This is a genomic window from Legionella pneumophila subsp. pneumophila str. Philadelphia 1 (assembly GCF_000008485.1).
In the GTDB taxonomy this organism is placed as follows: Bacteria; Pseudomonadota; Gammaproteobacteria; order Legionellales; family Legionellaceae; genus Legionella; species Legionella pneumophila.
Genome location: NC_002942.5, coordinates 1,355,511 through 1,374,348 on the forward strand (window position 1 = coordinate 1,355,511; position 18,838 = coordinate 1,374,348).

Consider the following 18,838-nt stretch of genomic DNA (forward strand, 5'->3'; position numbering starts at 1 on the left):
TTGGAATAGACCCTTTAATAAATGGCGTCCCGGGCAGGATTCGAACCTGCGACCTGCCCCTTAGGAGGGGGATTTAATAAATATCCCGATATATCTCCATGTGTCTCTATGCAAATCAATTTCTTATAAATAAAGGGTTTTATTGCTTTTTCATTACATGGAAATACATTGTTATATAACCATACGCAATTAATTTGCACCCTATATGCACCCTTATGGGAAAAGTATATACTGCTTCTATAATTTTTTAAAACGAAGAATACAATAATAATTTATGGATAGAGAGCAGTTATGAACGAATTATCACTTCAAGATTTACCAGAATACCAGAGCTTTTTAGTCGAAGCTATGCAACAGATCACTCAATCTCGTATTAAAGCTGCTTATTCGGTCAATAGAGAACTGATAATGCTTTATTGGTGGCTTGGAGAGCATATTGTGACTCAACAAAATACCTATGGNTGGGGAAAATCATTCGTAGAAAGATTTTCTTTGGATTTAAAAAAGCACTATCCTGATGCCAAGTTTGGCTTCTCTCCACAAAACTTATGGTATATGCGTCAGTTTTACCTGGAATATAAAGATAAGCCAAATCTCCAACAGCTTGTTGGAGAAATTCCTTGGAGTCAGAATTTACTTATTTTAAGCAAGATAAAGGATGACAATGAAAAGTTATATTATTTAACTGCCGCGAAAGAACAATCTTGGAGTAGGGAAACATTAAGAGAACAAATAAACTCACAAGCTTATCAGCGGCATTGTTTATCGGAGAAAAACCATAACTTTAAAAACACATTACCTCGAGATTTAGCAGCTCAAGCTCAACAATCAATGAAAGATGTGTATATGTTCGACATGCTTGGTATTACTGAACCAGTAGTTGAGGCTGAAATTGAACGTAGAATGGTAGAAAAGATTAAAGATGTTATTTTAGAGCTCGGCTATGGTTTTAGCTTTATCGGTAATCAATACCGCATTGTTACACCAGATTCAGAATACTTTATTGATTTACTATTCTATCACCGCAAACTGCAAGCACTTGTTGCACTAGAGTTAAAACGATCAAAATTTAAGCCGGAATATGCTGGTAAAATGAATTTCTATTTAAATTTGTTAGATGATTTTGTTAAAGAACCTCATGAAAATCCATCTATTGGTATTATTTTATGTGGTGATCATAGCAAGTTTGATGTGGAGTATGCGTTACGTGGCATTGATAAACCTGTTGGAGTAGCAGGGTATCAATTAACACGTGATATACCTAAACAGTTGAGAGATGCTCTACCAGATGCAGATCAATTAGAAGAAAAAATCATGTTTGAGTTGGGGCTAAATAATGAAAGCCAAAATTAATAACACCCTGCTAAAAAAATTAGTTCCTCAAGACAAAGAATATGAGGTACACGACACCGATTTAAAAGGATTTATTCTTAGAGTCTTTCCCTCTGGAACAATGCGCTATGTCTGTCAGTACAAGCGAGGCGGCAAGATTAATATTGGGACTGTGGGAGTGATGACTCCAGCTCAGGCTAGAGAAAAAGCAGTCGAAATTTTAAATGACTTTAATAAAGGCATTGATCCAAAAGCGAAAAGAGGAAGTAATAAACTTAAAAGCCTAGGCGAGTTCTTTGAAAATGAATATACGCCTTGGGTTTTAACTCATCATAAAAGAGGGGACAAAACGCTCGCTACAATTAGACGCTGTTTTGATAAATTATTTTCCAAGCCTTTGGAAGAAATAACACCTTCGATTATAGAGCAATGGCGCATCAAACGATTAAATGATGGTATTTCTAATGCAACACTTAATCGAGATATTGGTACATTAAAATCTTTATTTACTAAAGCGGTAGAATGGGGATTTATTAAAGAGAACTACTTAAAAAATTTGAAACTTTCTAAAATTGATAGAGCACCCAAAGTGCGTTATTTATCTATTGATGAGGAAAGAAATTTAAGGCGAGCCCTATTTGAGCGAGAAGGGAAGTTAAAGCAAGATCGGAAAAGAGGTAATGAGTGGAGGCAAGCAAGAGGATATGATTTGCTGCCGGAGTATGAAGAAAATGAACTTTGTGACTATCTGACACCAATGGTTTTGATTTCAATTAATACTGGATTGAGGCAAGGTGAGTTATTTCATTTAACGTGGGAAATGATTGATTTACAAGAGCGATCCATCATTATTGCTGGTCAGATTACAAAAAATAGCAGTTCGCGCTATATACCTCTAAATAATGAAGTTTATGGAATAATAAAGCAACTTTATGAAAAAAGTAATTCAAAGAAGGGGCTGGTATTTCTCAGTAAAGACAATAAGCCTTTTAATAATATTAAACGATCTTGGACAACAATCTTAAAAAAGGCACAAATAACTGAATTTCGCTGGCATGATTTACGGCATCATTTCGCTAGCAAACTTGTTATGGCGGGTATTGATTTAAATACTGTGCGAGAGCTATTAGGTCATTCGGATATAAAAATGACATTAAGATATGCACATCTAGCACCTGAGCATAAAATTAAAGCAGTTAATAAGATCAATTGGACTGATTAAACTTACATTTATTAAATGCTTTCCAGTCTTCGACACCTTGGTTCGAAGCCTGATACTCTAATTTTAAATTCGTTATAAATCAATAACTAGTGAAGCGTCAAACTCACTTGTAACTGCCTAGAACGGCCTATTACAGTATAGTGCTGTCACAGTTGAGACACGTTTTGATTGCAGAAGACTATCAACCATTTTGATAATGCGGTTCATTGTTAGGAAATAGATATCTTTATCTTAATATTTAAATTTTAATGATAGTAGAAAAATACAACAATCTTTAATTTTTAATTAGTCACATAAGATCAATTACAAAGTGCAAAGGTTTAAGTAAATTAGGCTATTCTATCGATAGACAATGAAAAGAAAGAGATACTAAACTTAAAAAACAGCTGAGAATGATATGTGCGGTCGTTTTGCTTATATTGCTTCTTATGACAAACTGAAATACCAATTTCATCTAGCCAATGCGATTGAAGTTCCACCTCGCTTCAATATTTCTCCAGGAGCTGATGTATTATGTCTTGTTGAAACCGATGGTCATAAAATTCAATGCGTATTATTGCGTTGGGGATTCATTCCCTCGTGGGCAACGGACAGAAAAAAATTAGGAAATCTCATCAATGCACGAGCCGAAACAGTTTTTGAAAAACCGACTTTTCGTCAGTCAATAAAATCGAAACGATGTTTAATCCCTATGAGTGGCTTTTATGAATGGCGCCAAGAGGATGGTGTAAAACAGCCTTATTTTTTTCAAAAAAAGAATCATGATTTGCTGGCTGTTGCTGCTATTCGAGATACCTGGCAGCAGAGCGATGAGGTGATTCATTCCTGTTGCCTGATTACAACGGATGCTAATGCATTTATGCAACCAGTGCACAATCGCATGCCAGTAATTTTAGGTGAAGAGGCTCAAGCTATTTGGCTTAACAACACGCAATATGATAAAGCACAATTAATGGCGTTAATGAAACCTTATCCTTATGAGGATTTGGAAGGCTATCGAGTGACTACTTTAGTGAACAAAGCCAATTTTGACCATCCCTTGGCGATGGAGCCATTATCTGAATAAAAAAATTTAAAAATAATTTTCCTAATATTCTCGAAGGCTTAGTGTGGTTTTCATTTCCAGTTGTTCTGAGATGGGATTTACAGTTTATTTTTCCTTGTCTATGATATTTGTACGTAAATCAAAAAAAGAATCATCATGTCACCACGAGGCGGAAAAAGAGTAGGGGCGGGTCGCCCAAGGGGTGAGCCTACCAAAGCAGTTCGTATATCATTATCCCAACTTGCTGAATTAGAGCGTCTAAAGAGTCACGCATCGTATCAATTGCCGGTATTTGCTAGCAAAATTCAAGCAGGATTTCCATCACCGGCCGATGATTACATCGAGGGGTATCTTGATTTAAACACCAAATTCATTAAACACCCATCGTCTACCTTTGTTTTGCAAGCCACAGGGGAGTCTATGGTGGAGGCTGGAATTTTTTCTGGCGACTGGCTGTTAGTGGATAGAAGCATAGAACCTTCGGATGGACGCATTGTCATTGCAGCTGTGAACGGTGAACTCACGGTGAAACGCTTGTCGAAAAAAGGGGGAAGGGTGCAATTACTTCCTGCTAATCCCAAATTTCAACCCATTGACATTACAGAGGACAGTGAGATGGTGATTTGGGGAGTGGTGACTTTGGTTCTACATGAGCTTGCCTGAGATGTTTGCCCTTATCGATTGCAACAATTTTTACGCCAGTTGTGAGCGTTTGTTTCGTCCTGATTTAAAGGACGTCCCCATCGTGGTGCTATCCAATAACGATGGCTGTTGTATCGCACGCTCGAATGAAGCCAAAGCATTGGGCATTGCCATGGGCGAGCCGTACTTCAAAATTAAACATTTGTGCAAACAGCATGGAGTGAAAGCTTTTTCCTCAAATTATACGCTGTATGGCAACATGAGTCATCGTGTGATGTGCACTATTGAAGAAGCCTGGCCCCATATAGAAGTTTACTCGATTGATGAAGCGTTTCTTGATTTAAGGAGTTTACCGGTTGATAGCTATGATTCGTTTTGCGAGCAGTTACAAAAGAAAATCTTGAAGCACACAGGAATACCCACTTCCATCGGTATTGGACCTACTAAAACACTAGCTAAAGCCGCCAATCATTTATGCAAAAAAGTTTATAAAATTCCTGTGTTTAATATCACCTCGAATCGTGGGCGGTTATTGCAACAGATTTCCGTTGGGGACATTTGGGGAGTAGGGCGGCAATGGGCCAATAAATTAATTTCGCGAGGCATTCATACGGCTTATGATTTGGCAATGACCAATCCTCACCTTCTGAAGAAATGTTTTAACGCCGTGTTGATGCGAACTGCTATGGAGCTTCAAGGAATTGCTTGTGGCGGTTTAGAGGTAATAGAGCCTAAGCAAAGTATTATGTCATCCAAAAGTTTTGGTCAGATGCAAACTCAAATTGCTTCGATTGAGGAATCAATCAGTAGCCATTGTGCTCGTGCGGTGGAGAAAATGCGTCGCCAACAATTGGTGGCGACGCGTCTGGTTGTATTTGTGCATACGAACCGATTTCGGGAAGATTTGGCTCAGCACTTTCAGTCCATCGAATTTAAGCTGATTAATCCTACAGATGATTTGCGCTTAATTACCAAAATAGCCAAAAGATGTCTGCAACGCATTTTTAAACCAGGGTATTACTATAAAAAGGCAGGGGTATGTCTTGAAGACTTAATTCCTAAAAAACCACGACAGCTGGATATGTTTCATCAACCAAGTGATGAGCATCTAAAACACACCGAACAATTGATGGGTGTCTTTGACCAAATCAATCAAAAGTATGGAAGAAGCACGATTCGGTTAGCCGCCGAAGGCTATTCAAAACCCTGGGAGATGCGTGCTGAGCTGAAATCACCTGCTTATACCACGCGATGGTCTCAAGTTCCCAAAGTTCATTTGTATTAAGAAAACTCACAAAATAACTCAGTTTTTGGTGTTCACCTTCCCAAGAATACACAATAGCAAGAACATGCTTACTTAAAGGCTCTAAAACTTTGGATCGAGCAATCTTGTCAACTTGTTTGCAGTAGGTAAATTATGGTGTATTTTGATATGGTCTATTATTGCCTGAAACTGTCTAGTACTGCGTTAGTTATATTTAAAACTGTTACAAAAATGCTACAGTGAAGTGTTTAAAAAGGCCGCGGGAATCGAACCCGTTACCATGGGTTTTCGATATTTAATGAAATACAACTAAAGACCATGAAAAACCATACAAATTCTGTGTTATCGTACTTTCACAAAAATACATCAAGTTGTCTTTCATGGTCTAGAATTGTCTGAAAATAGTGCTGTTTTGGTGCCGATAAATGCATCGTATTCAAACAGCCTTATTTTTAAAAATCCGACGCGTTTAGAGTCAATGATTTTATTATAGGAAAAAAATAATAGGTTACAAAATTCATGATTCCAATACAAATAACGCTGCTTCCTAAGGAGAATCTATGCAAAAAATACTTGGGAAATTGACTTAAAGAGAACACTTAGTTTAAAAGGCTATTAGTAAAATATTAAGTGTTCACTTTAGCTCAGAATATAACGTATTAAAAGGCTTTTTCTGCATAATGGAGAGATAAGGGATACTTGATGTTGTTTTATTAATTTTTACTACGTTTGGGTTGGATAGATCAAGGCTCACTGTTCCTAGTTGCAAGCAATCAAATCCATCCCGACATGCGCTAGATTCTCCTATATCTATAATACATTCTGATGTTGAGCCACATAAGTCATATAATTCATTATATGACAAAATAGATGAGGATTTATATTTAGGCTCCCATTCAGAATCATTCCCACTGGCGAAATAAAATACCATGTCAAAGCTTTTTGAACCATTTGAAGTTACAGTTATTTCAGGTTCCTCTGTTAACGGACAATGTTTTGGATCATTTGAAGAACACGACATTCCAAAATTAGTACCTGTCCAGCTAGTCCCCTCTGCAAGAAATGGATTAAATTTGTTAATATATCTAGTGGTGGTGGTTGGATAATTACTATTAGGATCGTTCAAACTTATATCTAATGGTGCTGGTTGTTTATCATTTAAATAATATTTGCATACGGGACGTTTTTCAGCTGAAACCTCGACTCTTTTAAATTTATAAATTCCTTCCAGAAGTTTTGGTCCTGAAAACGTATAGCCTCCCCATACCTCTGAGGGGTTATCCATAACGCGGCAACGTTCTGTGCCATACAATTTAAAATCACATTTAACGCTATTAGGGCAATACAATATAGGTTGGCCATCAGGAGTCGATTCGGAATAAACAGGCAGCGATAGCGAATATAAACAAATAGCGGATGTGATAATTTTTTTCATTTATAGCAACAAAAACAACCATTTCGGAAAATAATATGGCATTTATTTGTTCAAGTCAATTTTCTTTTGGGAAACAGCTTAATTTTTAATACCCCGCGCTTATTACTTCTATTCATAGAGGCAATATAAGTTAGGAGAAACACACTTAGCCTGTTGAATTTTAATTTTAAGACTAAGTGCCTGAAAAACCATAGTTCTCATATCTCCGTAAACAACTTTCAACTATAACTCTGCCTTTGCTAACGGCTCCCATAACGTGGGTTCTAATGATGTCTCTAAACCACCAACTATGGATCTAATTTTTCTTTCATTTGGAATAAGCAAATCTAGAATTTGAAATTTTCGGTTTTACTTTAATGATCTCCTAGCATATCCCTCTATATTTTTCACGATAGTTGATTTAACTATTCTTTTAAACTCTTAATTTTTCAATTTTAAATTCTCTGATTTCTCATAATTATTCATGTTATTAACTGACTATAACCCTGTTATGAAAAAATCTCACATAATATGGATAAGCTACCTTGAAATAATCGATTAGCTCTTTGAGAATTCACTATTAAGCCAGGCCAAAACAGCATCGGTTGAATTAATTCCCTTTTTGATTAAAATTCTAGAAATATCTCCTCCAGATAAAAAAACTATAGGATGACCATCCTCTCTAACCTCTCCATAAGCTTGTTTCGCAATAAAAGAGGTTGTAACCAAAACCCCAAACTGTCTATTTTTTATTCTAGAAATTAGTCTTGATACTTCTTTAACCCCAACAGAATTTATATTTTGACCATTTAAACCTGGTTGATAACATTTAGCTTCTAAAAAAAATTCAGCATATACAGGATCTTCCTTAATGCCAAGAACATAACGCCCAATTGCATCCTTTCCCCCATCTACTGCGCTTCGAGTTATTTCATCAATAAGTACATTTTCATCATAAAGTTGGAATATCTTTGCAGCACAAGCTTCAAATTTTATAGGTGCCTCACAAAAATAATCAAATACAGCTTGCAATATTTCTCTTTCAAGTTTAGTTCTGGGCATTTGCTCTATTTGAGTTCGTATCGTTTTAGTACTAGGTGCAATCAATACATCAGCTTTCCCACTAATTTTCCATTGATAGAATGGATTAAGAGAATTATCTTGGCCAAAGGGATCGAACAAAGAATTAATCCATTTCCTAGAAACCATAGGGATATTGAGAATCGTAAAAATAGCTCTATAATTTTGGAAACGTTGCCCATTTGTTGTTTTCCAAACTGCTATAAGATCGTCGGTAGCAGATAGCCCGGGATACCCAGGAACTGCAACTCCTTTAAATTGCACTGATCTAGAACTACTCGCTGTAGGATACTTAACAAAAATAAATATAGGGGGAACAATTCGCCTTGCATCTTTTTCGTTGTGTGTTGAGTCAAAAAGCATTTTTAATGTTGCATTCCCCTGGCGAGGGGTATCATGAATATCATGTCCAGGATGTTTATTGTCTCCATAATAGATAAATTGTCCTTTAGATGTGTCTATAGAATCAGGCCAATCACCATCTTCCATATTTGTATATAATACAATCAATTTTTTAAATATTCCTTGACCTGCTGACCGAAACCCTCCCATATTACCTATTCCTTTAATTATTTTTGAAATAGGATCATCACTTGCATTTCCTGAGCTTCCACCTTCATAAACTGCATCAATAATCAAATCAGCATTAGCAAGAGTATCAAATGAGTATATTTTCATATTTCCTTTATGCTTATTTAGAATTAATATGCAAGTTTATGTTTATATTATAGAGCCTGTAGATTGGAATATTAGCTCAAATAAATTTCCATCCTTATTTTTAATTTTAGGAAATAGTTTTTTATCCTGAGGAAAAAATATTTTCACAACATAGAATTACTCGCTTTTTATAGAAGCTAATAGTTTCAACAAAAAGCAATGATTTTTTAATTCGCATTCCCAAATCATAAAAACACGCCAACCGAGTTGTTTTAATATCTCAATATTTTGTTTATCTCGACTCTTATTTCGTTCAATCTTATTCCACCAATATTCAAAATTTGTTTTAGGGATATGAGAATTTTTACATAATGGTTCGTTATGACCATGCCAAAAACACCCATTAACAAAAACAACCGCGTTGTATTTTCTAAACACAAGATCAGGCTGACCAGGAAGGTTCTTGCTATGCAATCTAAATCGAAGACCCTGGCGGTGTAGAAAAGAACGCACAATTATTTCAGGTTTAGTATTTTTCCCTTTAATTGAGCTCATTATGTGACTACGTTGTTTTTTACTAATCATATCCAAAAAATTGCCCTCCATATCCAAAAGTATAAGATATAAAAAGCTTATTAATGTGAGGATTTAAATTGATACCTCCTCAAAAAAATTATATTTGATCCAAATTAACTGTAACCTTTACATAGGCAATGGTTATATCTATTATATTGATATAAGAATAAAAATAAGGAAAAACAATGAGCTACGATCTTATTGAAGATGCTCCTTTTGTTTCAATCAGTGAAGCAGCAACTGCACTGGATGCTTCTATCGACACCATAAGGCGTTGGGAAAAGAAAGGATTAATAAAGGCACACAGGAGTGATACAGGGCATCGGCTGTTTCAAATAACTGAACTCCAAAGGTTAAAAGCCAAATTGTTTGGTGCTGGTGATGATCATTGTTATAAGATATTAACAGCCCCTAGCAGGACACAATTCAAGGTAGTTGAACTATTTGCTGGTGCTGGTGGTTTGGCGCTTGGTTTCCATAATGCTGGTTTAGATTGTTCAATGTTGGTTGAAATTGATAAGAACCCAGTCGAAACGTTAAGGCATAATTGCCCATCATGGAATGTTATTCATGATGATATTGCAAATGTTGACTTCCAAGGAATTACTGCTGATGTAGTTGCAGGAGGATTTCCCTGCCAGGCATTCAGCTATGCTGGGAAAAAACTTGGTTTTGAAGACACCAGAGGAACCTTATTTTTTGAATACGCTAGAGCGATTAAAGAAATAAACCCTAAAGTAATTGTCGGTGAAAATGTTCGTGGATTGGAAAAACATGACAGTGGCCGGACATTAAATACTATGCTGCAAATTTTAGATCAATTAGGTTATGACGTTGAATACAAAATCCTCCGTGCCCAGTACTTAGATGTGCCTCAAAAACGCGAACGCCTTGTTATGCTGGGCATCAGGAAAGATCTTAAAGGCACTATCGCATTTCCCAAAGAACAGGATTATACAATTAGCCTAAGAGAGGCTTTAAAAGATGTACCTGATGCTCCTGGCCAAAAATATACTGAGAAAAAATCTAAGGTAATGTCGCTAGTTCCAGAGGGTGGCTATTGGAGAGATTTACCAGATGACAAACAAAAGGAATACATGGGAGCCAGTTATTTTTTGGGTGGAGGAAAAACAGGAATGGCCAGGCGTTTGGCATGGGATGAACCATCCTTAACCCTAACGTGCAACCCTGCCCAAAAACAGACTGAACGTTGCCATCCTAAAGAAACTAGGCCATTAAATGTTAGGGAATATGCAAGGATCCAAACCTTTCCTGATTCATGGATGTTCTCTGGCACAGTATCATCGCAGTATAAACAAATCGGTAATGCTGTGCCTGTAAACTTGGGCTACCATATTGGCAGGTGTGTTATTGCTATGCTTACCCAGAGGTTTGATAGGAAAGATCTAATTATTTGCTCCCGAAAGCCTGATTAAAATATTTCATAACACTATGCAATTCAGCAAGATTTATATCAGGCAGAATTTTTTGAATCACTAAAGGTAATGCTTGATAAATGGCTTCAAGTGCATTCTGAATTCCTGATGCTAGGCTATAAAAGCTATAACCATCAATGACTCTGATTTTTTCATTTGCTGCACATTTAGCTCCTTTACGAGAATCTGATGGAGTGAAGGGTTGATTATACCTTTCTGGTTTTTTAGGAATAATTTCTACATAATAGGCAGTGTATTCTTTGTATTCTTGTTTTTTTTGCATCACGAGATCGTCAAGATCATGATACAGTTTTGCTTTGGCAGATCCTTTAATTGTATTGTACTTGTTTTTAATTTCTGCAATTATTCGCTTTTCATGATTAACTATGTCTACGATGTGCCCTGTTGGTAAACACTCCCAGCCATTTATACTACCTAATAGTTTTTGATGAAAAATCCCGATACTATTGGATAAAGACTTTTGTGCTTGACGCCATTTTTCATGTTCCAACCATTCTGTTGAATCAATACGAAATCCCGAAATTTCAAAAATAGTTAAGAAAGGATCAATTACATTCTTTTCAAATTTTTTTTTTGAATTAGACATGGCATTACTTGCAACATTAATAGTATCTGAAACGATATTTTCAAAAGTATTATCATCAATAAAGCTAACGTAAGGCATTTTTCTGGCTTGGAGGATTATAAAATGAGCATCATATATCAATTACCGAATTGAATCAAAATTTGGTTGAATTTTTAGCACGAATTAATTTTCAGTTCAGATTGTACATAGTGATAGATGTAGTAAATGGCTTGGTATTGGCTACAAGTTGAGAACCAGGACAATTCATTGACTATTATCGGTAAAAATTTATCAGTTGCTTAATAGTGTTATCACTGGTTTGTGGAATATCATTTCTTAAGATACAACAATCGCTATGTGGGTAGATTAAAATCTCCAAGCGTTTTTTTAGATCTACATGATTAAGAAAATTTTCCAAATCACGTTCGTATTCGTTTGAATCTTGAGCAAGATAAACAAAAATTAATTTACATGTTTTTCCATCACAAATAGAAAAATAAGATATGTATGGCATTTGGAGCATAAACCTTAAAGGTAACCTTTCCTTACCAAATTGATGCAAAAATATTCCAGCTCTTCCAAAAAATAATGGATCACTCATTGTGCCTTGCAGGGTAACAAACTTAATATCATGCGTTGTACCAATAGCCAATATATCTTCACAGATCATTTTTCTCCTTACATAATCTGTTTCTGCCATTTTTAACCTGCGCTCATAAAAGCCATTTTTAATTTTTCTGTAAATTTCATTTATTTTTTTTGTTGCAGCTCCTACAAATTTAGCACCTCTCAAAAATTCATTTTGTTTTAATTGGAGTCGGATGGTGTTTAGCCCGTAACAAATTATTCGATAATGCCCAAGAAGAGCGATCTGCGGGGTTATATTGCCATCGTAATTATCTAATTCATAGAAGATGCTATTATCATGTTCACTACAGAAGCCATTGAAGGTTGATATTTTATTTAGATCACAGGGTTTATAATACTTGCGATTTACTGTAGGCTTTATATTTTCAAACAGGTCATGGTTAATCGTCTTTAAATTAATAATTTGATTATTTGCATATTTCCGGATAGATGCTTTCGATAAAGTATGAGAATTTATCGTTGGCTGATTACATCCAGGATACATGCAAGCCCTGTTTTTATATTTTACCTTACACAAATCCTCAATGAGGCCATATGGCCTCGGAGAGACAATTTCAAAATCGTTATTTTCGTTTTTTATAACATCAGGTGGTGAGGACATGGGAAAAGCTTATGATTCATTTTAAAAATAATTCATTACCAATTTCTTCAAAAAATTTTTTATATTCGGGTTGCTTTTCTATAAGTTTGGTAGTGAAGCCCAAGCATCCAAGTATAATCGATTTATTAAAATGTACCATCCCCGCTTTAATAACCAATCCACCCAACTCAATCTTACACCGAGTATCCGCCCGGCGTTTTTTGAGTTTTGCTAAAGCCAGTGACTGTTTACTTTTTGAAATGGCCTGTTTTTCTTTTTTGATTTGTTCAAGCGTGTTCATGGATTAACTCCTTAGCCATTTGGGCAAAGGCATTATCCAGTTGCTTGGTGTCGATATTTTGCAAGCCGTGTTTATAGGCGAGCATGCCTATTTCGATCTTGTGCTTTTGTTGAAGTTTATCAAGCCTTACTTTGGCTTGTTCGATTTTATCCATAAGTAGTGCTTCCATTTGGGATACTGTCTTCTTTGACATTTTATTTCTCCGCAATAATGGACTAACTTGTTCAGCATAACTAGCGGGATCTCGAAAATCAATAGGCTGTGCCAATCTGTGAGCGTAGCTAACTTCAAAATCCCGAAGCGAAAAGCAAAGGGCGCAATATACAAACTTTCGTTTGTTTGCTAGTATCATGATTCAAACACTTAAAAATCTTTAATGGACAAAGGTTTTTTCATTATAAAAAGCAACCGATGGATTCATTCTCTTTGGGGATTCCGTGGCGATTGCTTTTGCACAAGTTTCTATTCACTCTCGTTCAAAAGGTCATAGTGCTGTAGCTGCGGCTGCTTATCGTTCGGGTGCTCGGCTTTATGATGATCGCATTGGTCGCGCTTACGATTTTTCAAAGCGAGATGATGTTGCTTTTTCTGAAATTCTTTTGCCTGATGGTACTACTGACTCATTTCTGGAGCGTGATTATTTATGGAATGAAGTAGAGCGGGCTGAAAATCGATCGAACTCTCAATTATGTAAGGACTTTGTTTTAGCATTGCCGCGTGAATTGAATTTAGAACAGCAGATTGAATTGGCAAAACGGTTTGCTCGAACGCATTTTGTGGAGAAAGGTTTACCAGCTGATATCGCTATTCATGATCATGGGGATGGCAATCCACATGCGCACATTCTGATTCCAACACGAAGATTGGAGAATAACCGATTTTCCAAATACAAAGCTCGCGATTTAAATCCAGTTTTTGCCAAGGGGTTTTTGGTGGAGCAAGATTACTGGGGTGAACAATGGCGGGAGATGCAGAACGAATTTTTTATTGAGAACAATCTCGATTTACAGGTGGATGCAAACCACCTGATTGCAGAACGTCATCGCGGTAAGCATCACAATGCTAATGCACACTACCTGCTTGAAGAAAACCAATTGATTCAACAGGCGCGAATGGAGCTCACTCGAGATAATATCGATTTGGTGATTGACCATTTATCTACGCAATACAGTGTTTTTACTCGCAGGGATGTTGAACGTTTATTATTTAAAACGTTTCAAGCATCGGATAGCCCACAAGAATATTTACAGTTTGTTGAAAGAGTACTGGGTCATCAGGATCTAGTAGCATTGGGAGATAATAATAAAGGGGAGCCAAGCTTTACTACACGCACACATTTAATGCAGGAAGCCCAGTTGTTACATGATATTGAAGCGATGATGGTTTCTAAAAACCATGTAGTCCATCAACCCATAGATAGTCTTGCCCAACAATATCGATTAAGTGAAGAACAATACGAAGCCTTTCGTTATATTACTCAAAGCCCTGATATTTCGGTAGTGATTGGACGGCCGGGAACAGGTAAAAGCTATTTGCTAAAGCCATTAAATGAGTATTATATCCAAGCAGGGATGGAGGTTATTGGTGCTGCATTATCTGGTAAGGTTGCTAAAGCCTTGCAAGCGGAAACAGGCATTACTTCTTCTACGATTAAATCGCTATCCTATCGATTAGCCAATGATATGATGCAGTTAAGTGATAAACATGTCCTGATTATTGATGAAGCAGGGATGGTTGATTTTTCCAGTATGGGGTACCTGATTAAAGAAGCACACAAGGCAGGTAGTAAAGTGGTGCTGATTGGTGATCCGGATCAATTAAAACCTATTCAAAAAGGTGAAATATTCAGAGGTATTGCTGCTCGCACGGGTTATATTGAGCTTGAAAACATCAAACGACAACAAGATTTGGGGGATAGGCAAGCGAGCCTCAATTTAGCCAAAGGGGATATAGACAAAGCCATTCAGCATTATCAAGATAAGGGAGCGATAACAATTACTGATACCAAGCTGCAAGCCATAGAGCAAGTAGTTGCGGACTGGAAACAAGATCTTGAGTCAACGAATATGGCGGACTCTATCATGTTGTCTTATACCAGAAAAGCAGTTAATCACCTCAATGACTTGGCTCGTGAAGCGTTAATAGTTGAGAATAAAATTGGTGAAGAGAACATCGTCTATCAAGGGTTAGAGCGGAGCCTCAAGATATCAACAGGTGAGCGATTATTGCTTAGGGAAAACAACAAAGTCCTGGGGGTTCGTAATGGAGATACAGCTACGGTTAAAGAAATAAATGTACAGCAAATGAAGATTCAATTGGATAGTGGTGAGTTACTGATTATTCCAAAAGAATATAAGGCATTAGATTATGCATATGCACTGACCGTTCATAAATCCCAAGGCATGACTGCAAAAAAAGTGCGCGTTCTAATTGATAGCAAATACTGGGATAGAAATCTAAGTTTTGTTGCTATGACACGTCACAAAGAACAACTTAATATCTATGCGGACAAAGAAAATCATCCAACAGAGCAGGCTTTAAAACAAACTTTATCCCGCAGCAGTACTAAAGATAACGTAATTGATTGGCCATTGGATTTCGCTATCCGAGCAGGGTTTGATTCTGATTCATTGATTAGTAGAGCGTTGAATCATATTGTCGGAGTGGGGCATAAGATAAAGCAGGCTTATAACTTTATTGTTAATTATGAAGCCTCTCTTTTGAAAGCAAGGCATCAGGAACGGTTTCAGGATATCGGACAAGCAATAGCTGATGCTAAACAGGAAGCACTTAAAGTTGATACTAAAGAGTTTGAGAGCAATGATTGCAAAACATCTGAGCAATCCTTTGGAATTTTGAAGAAAGATTTTCCTCAACTTGTTGAGCTTGAAACACTTATCAAGAGGCGACAGCGAATGACTGGTTACTTTGCTGAAAAAACTGATAAACAAATTATGGCTTTGACACAGCAGTTATTAACGAATAAGACCTTCGCCAATCAAGTCAAATACCAAGTTCCTGAGTTTTATCAAAAGTTACAAAGTATCGATAATAAACAGAAGGAAAAAGCCTTACTTCAGAATCACTGATGCTAGCAATCAACTATTAAATGCCTCCTTATACCGCAAGTTGGTAATTTTAGGGTGCATTACTTTTACGAGTATTTGTTTATACGATCAAGACTTAGATTATAATATGAATTAGTTTCGACTTAATCTGACACAACTACTTGAAAAAGTGAGAGTTTCCGGTTTTGATAGAAGTGCGAACTTTAAACAAAACCAAGAGGAAAACTCTCATGATAGATAATACAGTTAAAATCATTAAACATAAAGTTGGCTTATTAAACCTTGCTGAAGAATTAGGAAATGTTTCTAAAGCATGTAAAGTAATGGGCTTATCCAGAGATACTTTTTATCGCTATAAGTCGGCGGTTGAATCGGGAGGCATTGATGCTTTATTCGATCAAAACCGAAGAAAACCTAATATCAAAAATAGAGTAGATGAATCAGTCGAGCTAGCAGTCAAGGAATACGCGATAGCATTTCCAGCACATGGTCAGCAGCGCACGAGCAACGAGCTTCGTAAACAAAGTATTTTTGTTTCTCCTAGTGGTGTTCGTAGTATTTGGTTGCGGTATGAACTTGCCAATTTTAAAGACCGTTTAAAAGCATTAGAGGCTAAAGTAGCCTCTGAAGGGATTATATTAACAGAGGCGCAAGTTAGCGCTTTGGAGAAAAAGAAATTTGATGATGAAGCATGTGGTGAAATTGAAACAGCCCACCCTGGTTACCTCGGCTCTCAAGATACTTTTTATGTAGGTACGCTTAAAGGAGTCGGTCGTATTTATCAGCAAACCTTTGTTGATACTTACAGCAAAGTAGCTTTTGCCAAGCTTTATACGACAAAAATACCGATTACCTCAGCAGATATACTCAATGACAAAGTCTTACCATTCTTTGAGCAATACAACTTGCCTATACTGCGAATTTTAACTGACAGAGGCACGGAATATTGTGGAAAGGTAGAGCATCATGATTATCAGCTTTATTTGGCGATTAATAATATCGACCATACGAAGACAAAAGCAAACTCACCTCAAACAAATGGAATTTGTGAGCGTTTCCATAAAACGATTTTACAAGAGTTCTATCAAGTAACATTTCGAAAGAAAATTTACGAATCAATCGATGAATTACAAAAAGATCTGGACGAATGGATGGATTACTATAATAATCAACGAACTCATCAAGGTAAAATGTGTTGTGGTCGTACTCCAATGCAAACTTTGATAGAGGATAAACAAATCTGGATGGAAAAATTTATAAACTAAATTTGACCTGACAGACACTTCTTGAAAAACCGGTAACTGTCAGATCAAGTTTGAACTACTACATATAATAGTTTACTAACCATTCCCATTTAGATAAAACTTCTATAGAGTCCTTTGATTCTTCAATTCTTTTTTGAATGATATCGTTAAAAAGATTCAGCTCATTTTCAATGGAATCTTTAAATTTTTGACTTATATATTTAGCATCAAGAAAATTCAAAAACTTAACCCCATCAAAGTCACTTTCTAAAAAGCTAAAATCAATTTTTTCTAATTTTTTAATTTCGAGTAAATCTTTTACGCTTTTACAAATAATTACTCTAGGATATTTAGCAACACAACTTTCACCTTCAATAGCTTCAATTAATGCCTGACCAGCAAATATTTTTTTTTCTTCATCGTAAAAAATTTCGCCGTGAGCTATTGCACCTCTAAGAGCAAAACCCCGTTTTAATGCTAAGAGTTGTATATCTATGATTGTATATGAGATATAAGCCAAAGAGGTTGTTATACTTTGTAATGAATCTAAATTAATTGGTGCAGAAATTAGTAAATGATCAGAGTAACTTGAAATATCGGGGTGTATTTTAGTTACAACAATATACCCGTTTAGAGTTTCGCGATTGATGAAATTTTCTCTAAATCTAGAATCTATGTTTCTTAGCTCATATAGAAAATCTATAACTTTATTTTTTTCAGCGCTATTAATAAGTGTTTTAAAACCTAAAATATCAACAAAAGCTATTATTCTATTTCTTTGAATATCTTCCATACTAATCCTATATAACCTTTATCATCTAACATAAGTATAGTTGTTGTCATTAACTACCCATTAATAAATGAGTAGTTAATCCTTGAACTTAAAAACGACTCACAGCCCTAACATGCCCCAAAGTACTAGCTTTCCCGCTGGCCATTAATTCCCCGGTAGAAAAATTTTGCAACCATGCTTCGCCCACACTGGATTCAGTCGAACTCCAATAATAGTCCGGTGCAAAAGTACTAATGCCCTGACGTTGCAGATTATTGTGAAGCAAGGTCAATTCATAGGCTGAAGGCAAATACCATCCCCCGTAACAAGTGGGTGATTCTGTAGTTGGGTTTGGGCAAGGCGTTATGCCATCGCCTAGCACGCGATAATTTGCAGCCAGAAGTGCGGCAAAGGTACCTGATTGGTTGTCTATGGTTTGTTGGGCAATGATGAGTTTGGTATTGGATTCGCCTGCGTAAATCCCATCAGCGCGGGCATTGGTTACTTTATTGCCACTTTCGCCGTTTCGCCATTGTATCCCTTCATTGTTATTGAGGTCGGTTTTGGAAGCAATTAATCCATGCTGTCCTGTTTTATCGACCCAGAAGATAATGCCCCCGTTATATTCTTCGCCAATGTGGTGGGTTAGAGTCGTTTTTATTTCACCATTGCTGATCGAAATGCCTTCTCCTGCTGTATAGGTTCCGGCAGGTCCTCGCTCCCCTTTTGGTCCTGCTGGACCCATTGGACCGGGTGCACCTTGGGGTATCGAGTTAATTTGCGTTTGCAAAGTACCAATTTTACTGTATAACGCCTCAATATGAGCCCAAAGTTCCTTGTCATTTGCCTGAGCTGCACATGACATCATGAAAAGCCCTGCTGTACCTATAATTTTAAGATGATTCATTTTGATTCTCACATCAATTAAGTCTGTATGAATCCATAATCTCTTTAAAGAGCATCCTTTGTGA

Annotated in this window: 16 protein-coding genes, 1 tRNA gene and 1 pseudogene; 8 read left to right on the top strand and 10 right to left on the bottom strand. The window is 36.5% G+C overall.

Annotated elements, in window-relative coordinates; genetic code table 11:
- Positions 1-22: 22 nt before the first annotated feature.
- Positions 23-98 (bottom strand) — tRNA-Arg (locus LPG_RS06125).
- 250 nt (positions 99-348) lie between these two features.
- Here LPG_RS06125 and LPG_RS06130 point away from each other — a divergent pair.
- The 5 genes from LPG_RS06130 (at position 349) to LPG_RS06150 (ending at position 5,526) form a co-directional block, all read left to right on the top strand.
- Entirely contained in the window at positions 349-1,353 is a 1,005-nt protein-coding gene (locus LPG_RS06130) for a PDDEXK nuclease domain-containing protein (protein WP_425276986.1), read from the top strand.
- Positions 1,337-2,554, top strand: coding sequence for a site-specific integrase (locus tag LPG_RS06135; RefSeq protein WP_010946961.1), 1,218 nt, complete (start codon positions 1,337-1,339; stop codon positions 2,552-2,554). The genes LPG_RS06130 and LPG_RS06135 overlap by 17 nt, the downstream gene beginning before the upstream one ends.
- A gap of 397 nt (positions 2,555-2,951) precedes the next feature.
- Entirely contained in the window at positions 2,952-3,620 is a 669-nt protein-coding gene (locus LPG_RS06140; protein WP_010946962.1) for an SOS response-associated peptidase, read from the top strand.
- Positions 3,621-3,755: 135 nt separating this feature from the next.
- The gene (locus LPG_RS06145; RefSeq protein WP_010946963.1) at positions 3,756-4,262 is read left to right on the top strand and encodes a LexA family protein; all 507 of its coding nucleotides are present in this window, start codon (positions 3,756-3,758) and stop codon (positions 4,260-4,262) included.
- Positions 4,249-5,526: a Y-family DNA polymerase gene (locus LPG_RS06150; protein WP_010946964.1), complete on the top strand. Its 1,278-nt coding sequence runs from the start codon at positions 4,249-4,251 to the stop codon at positions 5,524-5,526. The genes LPG_RS06145 and LPG_RS06150 overlap by 14 nt, the downstream gene beginning before the upstream one ends.
- Positions 5,527-6,139: 613 nt before the next feature.
- Here the strand turns inward: LPG_RS06150 and LPG_RS06155 are convergent.
- The 3 genes from LPG_RS06155 to LPG_RS06165 all read right to left on the bottom strand — a co-directional run bounded on the left by LPG_RS06155 (position 6,140) and on the right by LPG_RS06165 (position 9,262).
- The gene (locus LPG_RS06155) at positions 6,140-6,940 is read right to left on the bottom strand and encodes a hypothetical protein (protein ID WP_010946965.1); all 801 of its coding nucleotides are present in this window, start codon (positions 6,938-6,940) and stop codon (positions 6,140-6,142) included.
- A 537-nt stretch (positions 6,941-7,477) separates the two neighbouring features.
- Entirely contained in the window at positions 7,478-8,677 is a 1,200-nt protein-coding gene (locus LPG_RS06160; RefSeq protein WP_010946966.1) for a restriction endonuclease, read from the bottom strand.
- Positions 8,678-8,833: 156 nt separating this feature from the next.
- The gene (locus LPG_RS06165) at positions 8,834-9,262 is read right to left on the bottom strand and encodes a very short patch repair endonuclease (RefSeq protein WP_010946967.1); all 429 of its coding nucleotides are present in this window, start codon (positions 9,260-9,262) and stop codon (positions 8,834-8,836) included.
- Positions 9,263-9,417: 155 nt separating this feature from the next.
- Here LPG_RS06165 and dcm point away from each other — a divergent pair, with 155 nt between their 5' ends.
- Positions 9,418-10,668, top strand: a complete 1,251-nt coding sequence (dcm, locus tag LPG_RS06170) for a DNA (cytosine-5-)-methyltransferase (protein ID WP_010946968.1) — start codon at positions 9,418-9,420, stop codon at positions 10,666-10,668.
- Here dcm and LPG_RS06175 read toward each other — a convergent pair.
- The 4 genes from LPG_RS06175 to LPG_RS06190 form a co-directional block, all read right to left on the bottom strand.
- Positions 10,643-11,395: an Eco47II family restriction endonuclease gene (locus tag LPG_RS06175; RefSeq protein WP_010946969.1), complete on the bottom strand. Its 753-nt coding sequence runs from the start codon at positions 11,393-11,395 to the stop codon at positions 10,643-10,645. The two genes, dcm and LPG_RS06175, sit on opposite strands and share 26 nt — an antisense overlap.
- Positions 11,396-11,528: 133 nt before the next feature.
- The gene (locus LPG_RS06180; protein ID WP_010946970.1) at positions 11,529-12,503 is read right to left on the bottom strand and encodes a hypothetical protein; all 975 of its coding nucleotides are present in this window, start codon (positions 12,501-12,503) and stop codon (positions 11,529-11,531) included.
- 16 nt (positions 12,504-12,519) lie between these two features.
- Positions 12,520-12,783 carry a conjugal transfer protein TraD gene (locus LPG_RS06185; protein WP_010946971.1) on the bottom strand — a complete coding sequence of 88 codons (264 nt, stop codon included), beginning with the start codon at positions 12,781-12,783 and terminating at the stop codon, positions 12,520-12,522.
- Positions 12,770-12,976, bottom strand: a complete 207-nt coding sequence (locus tag LPG_RS06190; protein WP_016356878.1) for a hypothetical protein — start codon at positions 12,974-12,976, stop codon at positions 12,770-12,772. Before LPG_RS06190 ends, LPG_RS06185 begins: the two co-directional genes overlap by 14 nt.
- A gap of 244 nt (positions 12,977-13,220) precedes the next feature.
- Here LPG_RS06190 and traA point away from each other — a divergent pair, with 244 nt between their 5' ends.
- Both traA and LPG_RS06200 read left to right on the top strand, forming a co-directional pair.
- Complete coding sequence (traA, locus tag LPG_RS06195) at positions 13,221-15,872, top strand: Ti-type conjugative transfer relaxase TraA (RefSeq protein ID WP_016356879.1); 2,652 nt, start codon at positions 13,221-13,223, stop codon at positions 15,870-15,872.
- A 209-nt stretch (positions 15,873-16,081) separates the two neighbouring features.
- Positions 16,082-17,141 (top strand): annotated as a pseudogene (locus LPG_RS06200) (IS481 family transposase).
- Between the two features lie 33 nt (positions 17,142-17,174).
- On the opposite strand, the gene LPG_RS06205 reads toward LPG_RS06200, so the two are convergent.
- Both LPG_RS06205 and LPG_RS06210 read right to left on the bottom strand, forming a co-directional pair.
- A complete protein-coding gene (locus tag LPG_RS06205) occupies positions 17,175-17,888 on the bottom strand; it encodes a hypothetical protein (protein WP_010946975.1) in 714 nt (237 codons plus the stop codon).
- Between the two features lie 88 nt (positions 17,889-17,976).
- On the bottom strand, positions 17,977-18,774 hold the full coding sequence (locus LPG_RS06210; RefSeq protein WP_016356881.1) for a DUF1566 domain-containing protein: 798 nt from the start codon (positions 18,772-18,774) through the stop codon (positions 17,977-17,979).
- Positions 18,775-18,838 lie beyond the last annotated feature (64 nt).